Source organism: Phycicoccus sp. Soil803 (genome assembly GCF_001429685.1).
GTDB lineage: Bacteria > Actinomycetota > Actinomycetes > Actinomycetales > Dermatophilaceae > Pedococcus.
Map to the genome: position 1 here is coordinate 1 of NZ_LMST01000005.1, position 15,019 is coordinate 15,019.

The window sequence follows — 15,019 nt, forward strand, 5'->3', positions numbered from 1 at the left end:
TGGGTCTGTGGAGATCGTCACCGGAATACCGTGGGGCGTCTGCTCCGCAAGCTTCTGAAGAGCGTTGTTCCACCGCGCCGCCAATCGTGCGTCGACCAGCGCGTGCACGTTGAAGTGGTTCATCCGCTTGGCTAAGACGACGGTCGACGCGGGGGACTTACTGATCAGCCCGGGCGCCTCACGACGCTACCGTCGGCTCCTGCCTCGATGACAGTTTGAAACATGAGGCCGACGACTCGCGGCCGCACGTCATCGACTCGGCCCATGATGCTCAGGCCGTTGTTGGCGTCGTTGGGTGGCTCTCCTCATGGTCGGTCCGAACTGTCGGCCCCTTCATGCGCGCCGACTGAGTCTTCTACACGGCGGCACCCGCGAGCTGCTCGTGACCTCGCCAGCCTTGGGGGAGTGTGGACTGCCCGAGTGCTTCACGGTGAGCGTCGGGCCTGTCGTACCTGACCAATGAGCAGTGGAGGTGTAGCGGATGAAGCTTCTTGTCACCGGTGGCGCCGGGTACATCGGCTCGGTAGTCACGGCGATGCTCCTGCAGGAGGGGCACGAGGTGACCGTCCTCGACGACCTCTCGACAGGCCACGAGGATGCAGTCCCTCTTGGTCGCGGTTCCTGCGGGCGCCGGTGTCCGACGCCGGGTCTGTGCTCGGGGACAGGCGGAGCGTCGCCGTCCTGCACTTCGCGGCCAAGTCACTGGTCGGCGAGTCCGTCGAGCGGCCGGAGCTCTACTGGCGCAACAACGTGGTCGAGGGCCTGGCCCTGGTCGAGGCCATGCGCGTCCACGGCGTGCCCCGCATCGTCTTCTCCTCCACGGCGGCGGGCTACGGCGAACCGGCCGTCCGCACCATCGAGGAGCTGACGCCCGCGGTGCCCATCAACCCGTACGGGCACTCCAACCTGGCCATCGACTTCATACTGGCCGGTGCGGCGCGGGCCCACGGGCTGGCGGCCGTCTCGTTGCGCTAGTTCAACGTGGGGGAGCCCTGGGAGCCCAGGGTGAGCGGCACGGAACCGAGACCCACCTCATCCCCAACGTCCTTGCCGTCGCCAGCGGGCAGAAACCGGCGGTGTCCGTCTCCGGCACCGACTTCCCCACCGAGGACCGGTCGGCGGTCCGCGACTACGGGCACGTCGTCGACCTCGGCAGGGCACACCTCCTTGCGTTGGGGGCGGCACGACCCGCGACCCACAGCATCTACAACCTCGGGTCGGGTCGCGGCTACTCGGTCTGAAGGTGGTGCAGGTGTGCCGCGCGGTCACGGGCCACGACATCCCGAGCGCCCTTGCGCCACAGAGGGCGGGGGACCCGGCGAGGCTCGTCGCGTCGAACGAGCGCATTGCAGCAGAGCTGGGCTGGTCGCCCAAGGCGAGCCTGCACGACATCGTTGCCGATGCCTGGGCATTCACGCAGGCCCGGTCTCACGCATGGAGGAACAGTTGATCACGGATGGCCATCACGTGCCCGCCTTCGGCAGTCACGGCGGTGAGGTGGAAGGCGGCGGTTCACCGGCTCCTGGAGGCGACGTCACGCGTGACACCGTCGCAAAGCTCACCCCCGCCAAACGCGCAACGTCCTTGATCGTTGGCGGAGCAGCAAACCTGACAGAGGGTGAATGCCAAGGCAAATGTCCGGGCGGAGACTCGGCAGCGGGTGAATAGGGCCATCGTCATGTTGGGCTACGAAAGGAACGACGCGGCCGCTGGTCTTCGGCGTGGGCGCAAGCACTTATGACGAGGGCACGGCCGTTCCGGAGCGACAACGCCCGGCAAGCCGTGGTGGAGCTGATCCAGGCCATCCTCGAGGCCGAGCATGTGGATCCATTTCAACAACAATGCCGGATGCCAGCCATGCCAGGCGCCGCAGGCCCTCGGCTCGATCTTGGCGTCTGATGGCTCGGGTGTGCCTGAAAGGCGTCGGTGCGTTGGACGCTTCCCTTGACATGCCAAGGTCTTGGCAAGTTGTACGCCGCTACTCCTCGCCTACGAACCAAAGTGGGCCGTGGGAGGAGTTCGACCCCCTGCCCGCGCTCTTGGGGCGTTTGCGCGGCTGCGGGATGACGAACCCGCGCCGGGTCAGAATCCGCCAGACCGTCAACGTGGCCGGCACCCGAGTAGGGCAGGGGTCTCGCTGCAGGTGCACCCGGATCGTGTCGGCGCCGGCGTCCACGCCCTTCTTCGTCAGCGTCTTGCCCAGCCGGACGATAGGTCCTCAACGTCCAGCCCGACGGCCCGCGGGGTTCGAGGGCGGCCGCCGGGACCGGGGCTGGAAGGCGGCTGGGGCCTCGCGCTCGAAGCGTTTGACCAGCTGCTGCACCCAGTACCGGGAGATCCGGTAGTCCCCGGGCGACCTCGATCTTGGAGCGTTCCTCCAGCTTGACCGACACGATGACGAGCTCAGCCAACGACATGGCCACCTGCGGGGCCAGGTGCCAACCATGTCCCGTGACAGCTGCCAACTATGTCGTGGTGTCCGATGCTATCTGGGGAGCCAATGCCTCCAGTCAGCGAACTGCAGGTGCTTCTAAAACGTGCGCTTTGGCCTGGCGCCGACCAAGCTTCACAGCAGCAGGATGGTGTACCACGGGACCCGGATCGACCTGCGTTGTGCTGCCTCAATGCGGGCTGGGGACTACTGGGTTGCCGTCGAGGCGTTACGGAACGCCGTGCCACGCGAGCTCTGGCAGAGGATCTGCCCGCACCCGCGATGCATCGATGGACCCCTCCCGATCTCGCGAGGGGTCCATCGATTGTCTACGCTAGTTTCGGTTGCCGGACCCGGGCACGCGGGCGGTCGGCCGTCATGTGAAGTCCGCACCCTCGCCATTTGCCCACGACGGGCTTTTGCAGACCACTGCGGGGTTTCGGTCAAAGCCTACGAGGAGGCCTGCACCTTGCCGACGTAGGTCCGCAGGGCGTCGCGTACGGCGAAGTACGCGGGCTTGGCATTGTAGTTCTCGTCGAACATCAAGGGCTTGGCTCCGGGGAGCCACGTGTACAGGTGCTTGTCGGTGAAACCCCACGTGCTGATGTCACGGATGCCGGCGTTTAGGGCCTCACTGACCACATCGCCGTAGATTTGCGCCTGCGTCACTGGGTCGAGGGTGTGCACGTCGAGTTCGGAGATCGACACTGCGAGGCCCTCGGCGTGGAAGTGGTCGGCCATCTCGGTGATTACACCGGCGGGGGGCCCCTGCAGGGTTTCGTGCATCTGGAGCGCGACACCGTCGATCGGGACCCCGTCGGCGACCAGTCCATCGACCAGGTCGTAGAACTCCTTGCGCTTGTCGGGGTAGGACTCGACTAGGTTCTCGTTGATGTAGAGCTTCGCGGTCGGGTCGGCCCGGTGCGCGATCCGGAACGCCTCGGCGATGTATCCCGGGCCGAGGGCGTTGTAGAAGTCGGTGTGCTGGAGGCCTTGGCCGCCCATCGTGGCGAGGGGCTCGACCACGACGTCCCAGCGGTCCATCTTGCCCTTGTAGCGCTTCATGATTGCGGTGATGTGCCTGGTCATCAGTGCCCGGAAGGCCAGGGGGTCATTGACCTTGTCAGTGAGGTACTGCGGGTTGCAGCAGGTCGTGATCAGGGCGTGGCCCTTGACCTGCATGCCGTGCTGCTTGGCGAACGCCACCAGCCGGTCAGGGCCAGTGAAGTCGAAGACGCCCTCCTGCGGCTCGATGAATTCGTACTTCATCTCGTTCTCGGCATGCAGGCTGTTGAACTGCTCGGCGAGCACCCGGGCGAAGTCTGGGTCGGCCAGGTAGTTCGGTGGGCGACCGTCGTCGATCGAGTCCGACGCCTTGATGGCGCCAGAGCCGAACAAGATGCCGACCTTCGCGGCCTCCTCACGCAGCGAGCCGATGTCGGAGTCACTGCCGATAGGTAGCACCGGGTCGACAGTGATTGGATCAGTCAAGGTCGCGTGGGCGGCGGTTTGGGGCGAGACGGCTGCCAACGTCAAGCCCAGCATCGCGGCCGCCAGGGCAGCCGTTCTACGTCGTCTCTTCATGCCTGAATGTCCCTTCCAATCGCGGAGTGCTCGGGGCGAGTGGGCCGGGATCCGCACGCCGACCCAAGTGGCCCTCAAATAGAGAGTAAACCGAATCTAGCACGCCTGCAACAATTTCACTGCTTGGGCGCGAGGCCTCTTTGGGGTCGATCCGGCGGCCCAGGCGGCCCGCGCATCGCAGCCTCTCCTATGGGAGTCGCACAGGCGCGGCGAGAGAGAAGGTGTCCGTTCGGGGGTGCTGCAGCGAATGCCTCGGCCCCGTCCTGTTGATCTCGCGGGCCCACCCTTCCAAAGTGTATCGGTCGTACAAGTTTAGCGGTCCGGTCGCGCGCCGTCACTCGGGGCACGTTCAGCTCATCAACGTCTCAGGAGGTCCAATGAAGAACTTGCGCCCAACGCGAGAGCTCATGACACGCATGCACTGCGGCAAGCAGCATGTTCCCTTGAGTCCTACGGTGGTCCGCCGTCTCGTTTACGGCCTCGCACTAGTCATTGGGTTCTTCGCCGTTCCCACTGTGTCGTCCCAGGCCCAAGCTCCAAGTACCCAGTGCGATCGTCCGTCTCGGGTGGCTTCATGGGCGTTGCCCATGGCCGATGCCGCGGCGGGGTTTGACCGACAGACAGTCCGCGTGGTGGCGACACCGAACTTCGGCGGAAGCCAAGCCAGAATCCGGTCCTTCGGGTCGCGGCCTTGCAGGGGCTCCGCGGCCCGGGCGCAGGAGGGACACGATGCCCGGGTCGNACAGAGCGGGCTGCCAGCATGTCCACTTCCTCGAGGTCCCCATCCGTACGGGCACACGTGGCACGACGCAGACGAGTCCGGCCGCGCCGCCGTTGGTGCAGTGATGGCAGCGCGAGCGGACTCGCTGGACAAGATCTGGCTCGCTCGTTCCTCGCTCGCTCAGATATCGAAGTACTGACTGACTGACCCATGCTGACCTGCGCAAACGTCGAGAGCGGCCGGCTGTTTGTACCGGAGTTGTAACAGGCTCTCCTTCAGCGGGCACCTTGAGCCGGACCAGCGTGCCTAGATTGATCTAGATCCCGACCACTTTCTAGATAGTCACGGCGGGCCGGGTGGGGCCGTGTCCGGCACCACTTGGTCATTCCCCAGCAGCCCCCTCGACGGCCCAGAGGGGGCGCACCAGCCGCTCATAGAGCTGAAGCACGTCCTCGACGGGATAGTCGAGGTCGGTGCCGATGGCGCGGTGGAGGTCGATGCCGTCGACCACTGCAAAGGTGAGCTCTGCGACGGTCCTCCAACCTGGTGTTGCCGGTCCGAGCATTGCCTCGATGTAGGACTCGACGATCCACTGGTTCAGCCGCGCGAGCCGTGCGCGGAGGGCCGGGTCCCGCATGGCCAGGGTCACGATCTCGAAGTAGGCCTGGCTCGACTCCGGGTCGGCGTACATAGCCCGGATGCTGCGGAAGTACGCATCGACCCGCTCTTCGATCGATTCGAGGTGCTGGAGCTCCTCGATCCACTCCGCGACCAGCCCGCCGTACAGGTGGTCCATCAGGCCCTCGATGAGCCCGGCGCGGGTGCCGAAGTGGTAAGAGACCGTGGTGACATCGACGTGCGCTTCGCGCGCGACCGCGACCAGAGTCAGCCCCTGGGCGCCTCGCTTCAACACAACCCTGTGCGCCGCGTCCAGGATCGCCCTGGTCGTCGGGGGATAGTCGGCCGGCCCTTTCGCGAGGGGTGTGCCCACCCCGGGCCGTCGTCGCTCCACCTCGCGCGGTCTGCCGCGGCCGCGCCGCGGCGTCGGCGAGTCCTTCATCGGGGTGCCTTGCTCACATTTCTTCCCATGGTCCGGTCGCGACAGGACCCTACTCTCTCGTCAACCAAGCGTATGGGGAGGAACGGTCGTGGAACGAATGTCTGAGCCGACGCACCGTCGCGTCTCGCACTGGTGGCGAGAGGTCGGTCTGACGGCTCGGCGTCCGCAACTGGACTCGACGATCGAAGCGGATGTGTGCGTGGTCGGCGCCGGGCTGACGGGGCTCTGGACGGCCTACTACCTCAAGAAGCTCGACATGTCGCTGCGGGTCGCAGTCCTCGAGGCACGCTTCGCTGGCTTCGGAGCATCGGGTCGCAATGGCGGGTGGTTGACCAACTCTGTAACGGGCGGCCTCGACCAGTACCTGGCCACTCACGGCGAGGATGCTGCAGCCCGGCAACAGGCGGCACTCACCAAGTCGGTCTACGAGGTCATGACGGTGGCTCGCCGCGAGGCGATCGAGGCCGACATCAACCCCGGCGGGGAGCTCATCGTCGCAACGAACAGAGCACAGCTGGGCCGCGTGAAGGCCGAGCTCGCGGCAAGCTCTCGATCGCCTGGGACCGACTGGGAGGCGCTGAGCGCGCCCGACGTCACCGCAAGAGTCGACATCCCCGGAGTGCTGGGCGGAATGTGGCATCCGCACTGCGCCACGATCCACCCAGCCAAGCTGGTCGCTGGCCTCGCGTCGGTCGTCGAAGGGCTGGGGGTACGGATCTACGAGGACAGCCCGGTCGAGGAGATCAGGCCAGGCTCGGCCCGGACCGCCATTGGGTCGGTGCGAGCGGTGTCAGTGATCCGCGCGACAGAAGGCTTCACCACGCGTCTGCAGGGTCAACGGCGCACCTGGCTGCCCATGAACTCCTCGATGATCGCCACGCAGCCCCTGCCGCCAGAGGTCTGGCAGGAGATCGGGTGGCACCGCAGGGAGGCGCTCGCAGACGCGTCGCACGTCTACATGTATGCGCAACGAACGGCCGACGACCGGATCGCGCTCGGCGGTCGCGGCATCCCGTACAGATTCGCTTCCCGCTTCGATGTCGACGGGCAGACGCCGGCTTCGACAGTCGCCGCTCTGCAGCGAGTGCTGGCCACGCTCTTCCCGGCCGCCCAGCGGGTGCCGGTGGCTCAAGCGTGGTCCGGCGTGCTCGCGGTGCCCAGAGACTGGTCATCGACGGTCACTTACGACCCCGCAACCGGTTTCGGTCACGCGGGCGGCTACGTCGGAACGGGCGTCACGGCAACGAACCTCGCAGGTCGAACCCTCGCCGACCTGATCCTTGGACGCGAGTCGGATCTCACGACCCTTCCCTGGGTCGGTCATCGCGCCCAGCGATGGGAAGTCGAGCCGCTGCGGTGGCTCGGCGTCGCGGCGATCTACGCCGCATACCGCGCCGCCGATCGCGCCGAACGCGACGGCAGGCCGAGTACGTCCAGATGGGCCCGAATTGCAGACGCAGTGGCGGGCCGCGGTGCGTGAGCCGATGAACGAGAGATGTGAGGACGACATGATGGAAGAAGTACGCCGCGATGTTGACGTCGTGGTTGTCGGTGCCGGCGTCACGGGCTTGGCGGCGGCAACGCGACTCTCCCGGGCCGGGCTCTCGGTCCTCGTGCTCGAGGCGCGCGACCGAGTCGGCGGCAGGCTGCTGACCGACACCATCGACGGGTTGCGGGTCGAGCTCGGAGGCCAGTGGATCTCGGCCGATCAGGACGAGGTCCTCGCTGTGCTGGAGGACCTCCAGATCGAAACCTTCCCGCGCTACCGCGACGGCGCCAACCTCTACGTGGGTCGGGACGGCGTGCGAAAGACCTACGCCGGGGACTCGTTCCCGGTCGACGGCGAGACTGCCGCGGAGATCGACCGGCTCATGGGCATGTTGGACGACCTCGCGGCCGCGATCGACCCCGGCGCTCCCTGGGACCATCCGGATGCGCTCCAGCTCGACGGGATTTCCTTCGACGGCTGGCTGCGCGCGCACAGCGACAATGCAGAAGCCCGCGACAACTTCACGATGTGCGTAGGAGCCGCGATGCTGACGAAGCCGGCGTGCTCCTTCTCGGCACTCTCGGCCGTCGCCCTGGCAGCGAGCGTGGGCGGCTTCAGCAACCTGTTCGACGAGAATGTCGTCCTCGACCTGCGGGTCTCAGGCGGCCTGGCTCAGGTGCCGAAGCTGCTGGCACGCCACCTCGGCGACGCTGTCCTTCTCGACGCACCGGTAGCGGCGATCGAGTGGTCGGCCGACCGCGCGACCGTCTCCACGAAGTCCGCTGTCTATCGCGCGCGTCGCGTCGTCGTCGCCATATCTCCCACGCTCGTGAACCGCGTTCGATTCAGCCCACCCCTGCCGCCGCTCCAGCTCCAGCTCCGCGATCACCAGTCCATTGGCTCAGTTATCAAAATCAACGTCGCCTACAAGACGCCATTCTGGCGCGTCCAAGGACTCTCGGGCACCGCGATGAGCCCCTACGAACTGGTGCACGAGGCCTACGACAACACCAACGACGATGTCTCGGACCCGCGTGGCGTCATCGTCGGGTTCGTCTCGGACGTGAATGTCGACGCGATCATCCAGATGTCGCCGGCAGACCGCCGGGCGGCAGTGCTCTCGTCGCTCGCGGCGTACTTCGGACCCGGAGCGCTGGAGCCTGTCGCCTACTCCGAGAGTCCCTGGCTCCACGAGGAATGGACGGGCGGCGCTTACGGCACCACCTTCGCCATCGGGTCCCTGACCCGCTACGGACCACACGTGGACGATGCCATCGGTCCGCTGCAGTTCGGAAGCAGCGATGTCCTAGGCCCGGGATACCTGCACGTCGACGGCGGACTGCGCGTTGGCAGGCGCATGGCAGAGCGCATCGTTGCGGAGCTCGGCTGACAGACACAGCGCAGGCGAGCTCGACCTGAGGCTCGTCAGGCAGGTGCAGACGCGGTGCTCCACCGCTTGTCGATTTCGCCCCATGGTCGGCGCGCTCCAGGCGCCTAGCCTCTCGCCAACGATGCGACCGAGGAGACACACACAATGCAGCGAATCCAGGCCGAGCTCGGGTGGCAAGTTTCATCACCACCTGCAACCTTGCCGAGCTTCTCCAGCGGTCCGCGGCAGAGCCCCCGGGCCGGGAGGCCATCGTTTTCGGCCGCCACCGGATCGCGTACCGCGAGCTCGACGGGCTCGCCAATCAGTGCGCCCGTGTGCTCGCGGAGGCCGACCGATGGCGGCCACTCCTGGCTCGGATGCAACGCGCCGAACAGCTCGGCCTCGACCTGCCCACTGCCCTCCAGACCGCTCGACAACTGGAGACCCCCAGCCATCCCCTTCTCGCGCGTGTAGAGGCAGGCCTAGCGGCCTGGACCACCGACCACGAAACCCGCCACGCGCGAGAACAGTGGACGAAGTACGAGCCACGGGTCGCGCCCGAGCAGGGTCCCCAGCCGGAGTGACGTCATCAGGCCCGGGCCATCGCCGGCGACCTTAATGCGGTAGACGGGAGGGCCGCACAGTGTCACCGACGTTGGCTACTGGGGTCGATCTGCCGACGTTCCGATTTTCAGATGTCGGCGGTCGGGGTCGAGGGTCTGTACGGGACCGCGGCACGGGCGTTGGGCGGTATCAAATCCAGCGCCGGCTGGTTCTGTCTGGTCGCGTTTCTGTCAGTGCTGCTGTCACGCCAGCCTGCTCTCGGCGTTGCGGGCCTATGCGGCTGGGAGTGCGAACGTGACCAGTCTGGGCATGCTCCTTTGAGTATGGGTGAGGGGCGATCGGGGTCTGCTTCAACAACGCCCGGACCCGCGGCTGAACACCGCGATCGACGTCGGCGACGGCGAACGCTACATACCGCGGCGGTGCGTCAGAGGCCACCGCCTTGATCACCGTGTTCCGCGCGACCCCCAACGCCGCCCCATGGCTCGTTGGCCTTCACTATCGGCCGTCGGGAAGCTCACCGAAGGTGCGGGTGCGCGCCCAACGTTCTCCTCGGGTGTCGAGGAGTTGGTGGCAGGTGGCGCGGGCGACGAGAGTAACGCTCGCACCGCCGGGGTCGGTGGAGGGTGGAGGCCGGCGGAGCGGGGGGTCGTGATCGGCACCCGCGCCGCCGGAGCGGGTGGGTCAGAGCCTGGCTGCGAGGCGGTGGCAGGCCGCGCTCCAGCGGAGCTCCTGCTGGAGGCCGGGCACCGCGGTGTCCGCGTCGATGACGACCAGCTCGGTGCGCAGGATGTCGGCAAGGTCGCGGAACTCCTGGGTGCCGATTGCCTTGGACAGCACGGTGTGGTGTGGTCCGCCTGCCAGCAGCCACGACTCGGCGGAGGTGGCCAGGCTGGGGCGGGGCTCCCACACCGCGCATGCGACGGACAGCCGGGGCAGCGCCTGTGGGGTTCGACGACGTCGATCTCGTTGAGGGTCAACCGGAACCGGTCGCCCATGTCGCTGATGCCGATCACCACGGCCGGCCCCGGAGCGGCAGTGAATCGCAGCCGCAGCGGGGCCTCGCGAGCTCCGATGCCGAGCGGATGGATCTCGAGGGTCGGCCTGCCGCCCGCAATGGTGGGACACACCTCGAGCATGTGGGCGCCGAGAATCATCTCCTGTCCCGGCACGAGGTGGTACGTGTAGTCCTCCATGAAGCTCGTGCCGCCGGGCTGACCGCTGCCATCGCCTTGGTGGTGCGGAGCATGACGGAGGTCTTCCAGTCACCCACACCGCCGAACCCGTAGCCGTCGTCCATGACCCGCTGGACCGCGAGGCCGGGCAGCTGCCTCAGCGCGTCGAGGTCTTCGAAGTTGTGGTGAACGCGCCGAACCCACCGTCATCGAGGAAGGCTCGCAGGCCCGGCCTCGATCCGCGCGCCGTAACGAGCGACTCGTGCCGGTCCCCGTCGGGGCGCAGCTCGGACGCGACGTCGTACTCGTCGAGGTATGCCGCGACGAGGTCGTCGGCCGCGCCGTCGCCGATCTGGTCGACGACCGTGACGAGGTCGTTCACGCCGTAGGTGTTGACCGAGACGCCGATCCGCAGCTGGGCGTCGCCCTTGTCACCCTCGGTGACGGCGACCTCGCGCATGTTGTCGCCGAACCGGGCGAGCCGCAGCGCGCGCAGCTCGTGGGCGTTGCGGGCGGCGCGCGCCCAGGTCGCGACAAGCGTGGCATCTGCGAGCTCGTCCCGTGTCCGCGTGCGCCAGTTGGATCAGATCTCCGATATCAACGCCACCGGCCCGTGATCGGATAGGTAGTCCGATCACTCTCTCCCGTCGTGTCGGCCTGGGTCTCCGATACGAGCCGACTGACCGGAGCAGTAGCCGATCCTCAACCCGGTGCCACGCCGCGCTCCTTCCAAAGATCCTGAGGGTGGATGGCACGACTGTCAGGTGGTGCCGTCGTCAGTAGTGGGCGCTCATGACGTGCTTGATGCGGGTGTACTCGTCGAACCCGTATCCGGCCAGGTCCTTTCCGTACCCTGAGGCTCCGAAACCGCCGTGCGGCATCTCGGAGACAAAGGGTATGTGGGTGTTGACCCACACGCAGCCGAAGTCGAGCACACGCGTGAGCCGGTCGGCGGTGCCGTGGTCGCGGCTCCACACACTGGCCGCTAGGCCGTACGGGACTCCGTTTGCCATCGCTACGGCCTCCTCCTCGTCGGAAAACGTCTGCACCGTCAGCACCGGTGCGAATACCTCTTCCTGCACGATGCGGTCGTCCTGCCGGGTACCTGTCACGATCGTCGGCTGGAAGTAGTAGCCGGTGTCGCTCGTGCGGGTGCCGCCGGTCGCGACGTGCGCGTGGTCGGGAAGGTCGGCGAAAAAGCCTTCAACCTTGGCCAGGTGCTTGGCGTTGTTCAGCGGCCCGTAGGCGGCATCGGGATCGTTTGGCGCACCCGGGGTGACCTGCTTGGTCTCGTCGAGGAGCAGGGCGAGGAACTCGTCGTGCACCGACTCGTGGACCAGCACTCGGGTGGCGGCGGTGCAGTCCTGGCCGGCGTTGAAGAATGCAGCGCCGGTGATACCGGCCGCAGCGGCGGCTAGGTCCGCGTCAGGGAACACGACCGCAGGTGCCTTTCCACCCAGCTCGAGGTGTGCACGTTTCAGTGACGCGGCTGCTGACTTCGCGACCTCGATTCCTGCGCGTACCGAGCCGGTGATGGCGATCAGGCCGGGGGTGGGGTGCTCGACGAGGAGCCGGCCGGTGGAGGCATCGCCGTTGACGACGTTGAAAACCCCGGCGGGAAGGACCTGGCCAGCCAGCTCAGCGAGCCGCACGGTGGAGCGGGGGGTGGTGTCGCTGGGCTTGAGCACGATGGTGTTGCCGGCTGCCAGCGCCGGTGCGATCTTCCAGATTGCCATGGCGAACGGGTAGTTCCACGGGGTCACCTGGCCGACCACGCCGATAGGTTCGCGGCGAATCGAAGAGGTGTGACCTTCGAGGTACTCACCGGTCGACTTTCCTTCGAGCAGGCGTGCAGCTCCTGCGAAGAACCGCAACTGGTCGACGCCCTGGTCGACCTCCTCGCTGGCAACGTAATGGATCGGCTGGCCGGTGTCGCGGCTCTGAAGCTCGCTGAGCTCGTCGCGGTGCGCAGAGATTATGTCGGCCAGGTCGAGAAGGTGCTTCTGGCGGACCCTAGGGGCGAGTTTTTTCCACACGTCGAACGCGGCCTCGGCCGCGGCGTAGGCGGCGTCGATCTCCTCAGGCAGGGAGATGGGAGAGCGGCCGTCGGGTTGGCCGGTGGTCGGGTCGATGAGGTCGATGAATTGGTCGGACGCGGACTCGACCAGACGCCCGTTGATGAAGTTCTTGATGGTCTCAGCCATGGGTCTCTCCTTCAGGAGATGTAGATCTTGCGGAGGGTTTCCCGAACAGTCCATACGGTCCGATCGCCCGCGCGTAGCCGCACCACCGACCCTGGGCCGAGCTCGATGCTTTCGCCGTCGTCGAACGCGACAGTTGCGTCGCCTCTGAGTACGACGAAGACCTCGTCGACCTCCACGTCGGTGGCAGCGCCAGGAGTCATCTCCCAGAGGCCGACCTCAGCGACGCCGAGGGCCGCAAGCTTCCGGGAACCGGCTTCGGGGCTGCCTTGCTGGACGGTGGAGACGGGCAGCGGGGTGAGCGCGACGGGTTCGCCCACTTCGAGGTCACGGTGCATAGCCACCAGTGTGTCGCGGAAATCTGCGGCGTAGACGATCTCCGAATGGGAGTCGGCCAGCGACTTGCCGTTCTCCAACGTGGGGAGCGCCGCCACCTGGTCATGCTCGGCATGCATCAGGTCGAAGGTGGTCCGCAGAATCTGCGCACGCGCACGCGGCGCCGTGGCCTGCCAATCGTGAAGAGCTGCATCAGTCGCGTCCACCGCGTGCGTGGCGTCCTGGGCGCTGCCGTCGGCGACCTCGGCGATCAACGTGGTAGCTGCTGGGTCATGGACGGCGAAACCCCACTCGCTCTCGCGCCACGTTCCGCGGACGAAAATGCCGTCTGCGGTGCGAGGGAGGCAAGGAACGTCTCGACTGTGCTCATGTGAAGTCCTTCGATGGTGGGTGGAGCAAGGGGTGGCTAGGGCCAAGCTGGGCAGGATCGCCCGGGAACGACGGGACCCTGGACCTGGAGGTGGTCGTAGCGGTCTTTGGCGGGCGGGATGGCTGGGTCACGAGTCGAATCCGAGGCCGAGCTTGTCCAGCAGGCGGAGCCAAAGGCCACGATTGCCCGTTCGGTCCTCTCGTGACATGGCGAGCTGCGTCAGGCCGATCCCTGCGTACGCGAGAGGCTCGGGCGGGAAGGGAAGCGGCTTCTTGCGGACCATCTCGAGCCGGGTGCGTTCGGTTCGGACCGCCCCGAGCAGATCGAGCAGGACGTCGGCTGCGAAGCGCGAGGCGCCGACTCCGAGTCCGGTGAACCCGAGGGCATACACGGTCCTGCCTCGGTGCGCAGAGCCGTAGAAGGCGTTGAAGCGGGTGGAGGTGTCGATGACGCCTGCCCATCGGTGGGTGAAACGGATGCCCGCGAGCTGGGGGAATGTGGCGAAGAAGTGCTCGGCAAGCTTCGTGTACGTCCTGTCGCGGTCTTCGAGGTCGGGACGGATGGCGCGGCCGAAGTGGTAGATGGCGTCGTACCCGCCCCACAGGATCCGGTTGTCGGAGGTAATCCGGTAGTACTGGAAGTGGTTTGCTGAGTCGGCCAGACCGATACTCGGGTCCCACCGGATGGCCTGCAGCTGCTCTGACGAAAGTGGCTCGGTGGCGAGGACGTAGTCGTAGACCGGGACGACGTAGTTCCGCAGACGACGCAGCGGGTTTTTGAACACGTTGGTGGCGAGTACGACCTGACCGGCGTGAATGACACCGCCGGGGGTGGTCACCTCTACGCCGGTACCGCGACGCCGGATGGCGGTCAGCTCGGTGCCCTCGGCGATGGTGACACCCAGGGACTCGGCCGAGGCGGCCAGCCCCCAGGCCAGGCGTGCTGGGTCGACCAGGGCGGCATGGTCTTTCTCGTGACGTCCACCCAGGTAGGTCGGCGAGTCGACCATCTGACGCACGGCTTTCGCGTCGAGGAACCCTTCCCGGTCAGGTTCGAGGTAGCCGACCTGGTGTTCGCTTGTCGCGACTTTGAGAACTCCACCTCTGACGAAGCCGCAGTCGATGCCGTAGCGGGTCAGGGTTTGCTCGATCTCGTGGAGGTTCTGCAACCCCAGCCTGTCCAGCTGCTCGTATTCAGCCGGCCAGCGGGTGCGGCCGTTCGATTCGCCGTGAGTCAGGCTCGCTTCGCAGAAACCGCCGTTGCGTCCGCTGGCGTGCTCCGCGATGCGGTCACGTTCAATGAGCAGAACCGAGCGTTTTGGGTTGCGCTCCCTGGCCCGCAGAGCGGTCCACAGCCCCGTGAACCCTCCGCCGACCACCAGTAGATCGACGGGTTGGTCGCCGACCAGGGGCGGCCGCGGTGTGGGGCGTTGGGGGCTGTCCAGCCACAGCGGCTGCAGCTTTGAGGCTCTCAGCGAGGCGCTGGGAGTGGGCTGGGTCGCTGGCACGGGTGCTCCTCGGAAGGTCATGTAGGTGATCGGGTGCCTCAGTTCTCGGGCCCGGTCGAGGGTCCATCAGAGCAGATGCGCAACGATGTTGACAACACTGTAGCGTCCAGCGCCGAATGAGCCATGAAGATGTCCGCCGACGCTCCGCAAGCGGCCAGTGTGGGCCCCTCGCGCGTATTTCGTTCCCGAAAGCCCGAAGGGAAGTGTCCGCA

Annotated in this window: 11 protein-coding genes and 3 pseudogenes; 6 read left to right on the plus strand and 8 right to left on the minus strand. The window is 66.6% G+C overall.

Annotated features, from left to right (window positions below):
• A pseudogene (locus ASG95_RS22170) lies at positions 1–266 on the minus strand (glycoside hydrolase family 3 protein); the annotation flags it as partial.
• Between the two features lie 215 nt (positions 267–481).
• Here ASG95_RS22170 and ASG95_RS22240 point away from each other — a divergent pair.
• The 3 genes and pseudogenes from ASG95_RS22240 to ASG95_RS22250 form a co-directional block, all read left to right on the plus strand.
• Positions 482–583, plus strand: a pseudogene (locus ASG95_RS22240) (NAD-dependent epimerase/dehydratase family protein); the annotation flags it as partial.
• A gap of 68 nt (positions 584–651) precedes the next feature.
• Positions 652–975: an NAD-dependent epimerase/dehydratase family protein gene (locus tag ASG95_RS22245; protein WP_255358357.1), complete on the plus strand. Its 324-nt coding sequence runs from the start codon at positions 652–654 to the stop codon at positions 973–975.
• A gap of 59 nt (positions 976–1,034) precedes the next feature.
• Positions 1,035–1,241, plus strand: a complete 207-nt coding sequence (locus ASG95_RS22250; RefSeq protein WP_255358359.1) for an NAD-dependent epimerase/dehydratase family protein — start codon at positions 1,035–1,037, stop codon at positions 1,239–1,241.
• 243 nt (positions 1,242–1,484) lie between these two features.
• On the opposite strand, the gene ASG95_RS22500 is transcribed toward ASG95_RS22250, so the two are convergent.
• The 3 genes from ASG95_RS22500 to ASG95_RS20410 form a co-directional block, all read right to left on the minus strand.
• Complete coding sequence (locus tag ASG95_RS22500; protein WP_082593344.1) at positions 1,485–1,634, minus strand: LacI family DNA-binding transcriptional regulator; 150 nt, start codon at positions 1,632–1,634, stop codon at positions 1,485–1,487.
• A gap of 1,247 nt (positions 1,635–2,881) precedes the next feature.
• Complete coding sequence (locus ASG95_RS20405; protein ID WP_082593347.1) at positions 2,882–4,015, minus strand: endo-1,4-beta-xylanase; 1,134 nt, start codon at positions 4,013–4,015, stop codon at positions 2,882–2,884.
• 1,103 nt (positions 4,016–5,118) lie between these two features.
• A complete protein-coding gene (locus ASG95_RS20410; protein ID WP_082593349.1) occupies positions 5,119–5,796 on the minus strand; it encodes a TetR/AcrR family transcriptional regulator in 678 nt (225 codons plus the stop codon).
• A 97-nt stretch (positions 5,797–5,893) separates the two neighbouring features.
• Here ASG95_RS20410 and ASG95_RS20415 point away from each other — a divergent pair, with 97 nt between their 5' ends.
• The 3 genes from ASG95_RS20415 (at position 5,894) to ASG95_RS20425 (ending at position 9,238) form a co-directional block, all read left to right on the plus strand.
• Positions 5,894–7,276: an FAD-binding oxidoreductase gene (locus tag ASG95_RS20415; protein ID WP_057379044.1), complete on the plus strand. Its 1,383-nt coding sequence runs from the start codon at positions 5,894–5,896 to the stop codon at positions 7,274–7,276.
• On the plus strand, positions 7,269–8,675 hold the full coding sequence (locus ASG95_RS20420) for an NAD(P)/FAD-dependent oxidoreductase (RefSeq protein WP_255358358.1): 1,407 nt from the start codon (positions 7,269–7,271) through the stop codon (positions 8,673–8,675). The genes ASG95_RS20415 and ASG95_RS20420 overlap by 8 nt, the downstream gene beginning before the upstream one ends.
• A gap of 170 nt (positions 8,676–8,845) precedes the next feature.
• Positions 8,846–9,238, plus strand: a complete 393-nt coding sequence (locus ASG95_RS20425) for a hypothetical protein (protein WP_057379045.1) — start codon at positions 8,846–8,848, stop codon at positions 9,236–9,238.
• Between the two features lie 664 nt (positions 9,239–9,902).
• Here the strand turns inward: ASG95_RS20425 and ASG95_RS21090 are convergent.
• From ASG95_RS21090 to ASG95_RS20455, 4 genes and pseudogenes are all read right to left on the minus strand, one after another.
• Positions 9,903–10,889 (minus strand): annotated as a pseudogene (locus tag ASG95_RS21090) (hypothetical protein).
• Positions 10,890–11,169: 280 nt separating this feature from the next.
• Positions 11,170–12,597, minus strand: a complete 1,428-nt coding sequence (locus ASG95_RS20445) for an aminobutyraldehyde dehydrogenase (protein ID WP_057379049.1) — start codon at positions 12,595–12,597, stop codon at positions 11,170–11,172.
• Positions 12,598–12,608: 11 nt separating this feature from the next.
• Entirely contained in the window at positions 12,609–13,346 is a 738-nt protein-coding gene (locus ASG95_RS21675; RefSeq protein ID WP_162259440.1) for a cupin domain-containing protein, read from the minus strand.
• An 81-nt stretch (positions 13,347–13,427) separates the two neighbouring features.
• Entirely contained in the window at positions 13,428–14,828 is a 1,401-nt protein-coding gene (locus ASG95_RS20455) for an FAD-dependent oxidoreductase (RefSeq protein WP_082593352.1), read from the minus strand.
• Positions 14,829–15,019: the final 191 nt, after the last annotated feature.

Coding starts and splice junctions, on each gene's coding strand:
- ASG95_RS20445 (WP_057379049.1), bottom strand. CDS start 12,597: ATGGCTGAGACCATCAAGAACTTCATCAACGGGCGTCTGGTCGAGTCC.
- ASG95_RS20415 (WP_057379044.1), top strand. CDS start 5,894: ATGTCTGAGCCGACGCACCGTCGCGTCTCGCACTGGTGGCGAGAGGTC.
- ASG95_RS20455 (WP_082593352.1), bottom strand. CDS start 14,828: ATGACCTTCCGAGGAGCACCCGTGCCAGCGACCCAGCCCACTCCCAGC.
- ASG95_RS20410 (WP_082593349.1), bottom strand. CDS start 5,796: ATGAAGGACTCGCCGACGCCGCGGCGCGGCCGCGGCAGACCGCGCGAG.
- ASG95_RS20405 (WP_082593347.1), bottom strand. CDS start 4,015: ATGAAGAGACGACGTAGAACGGCTGCCCTGGCGGCCGCGATGCTGGGC.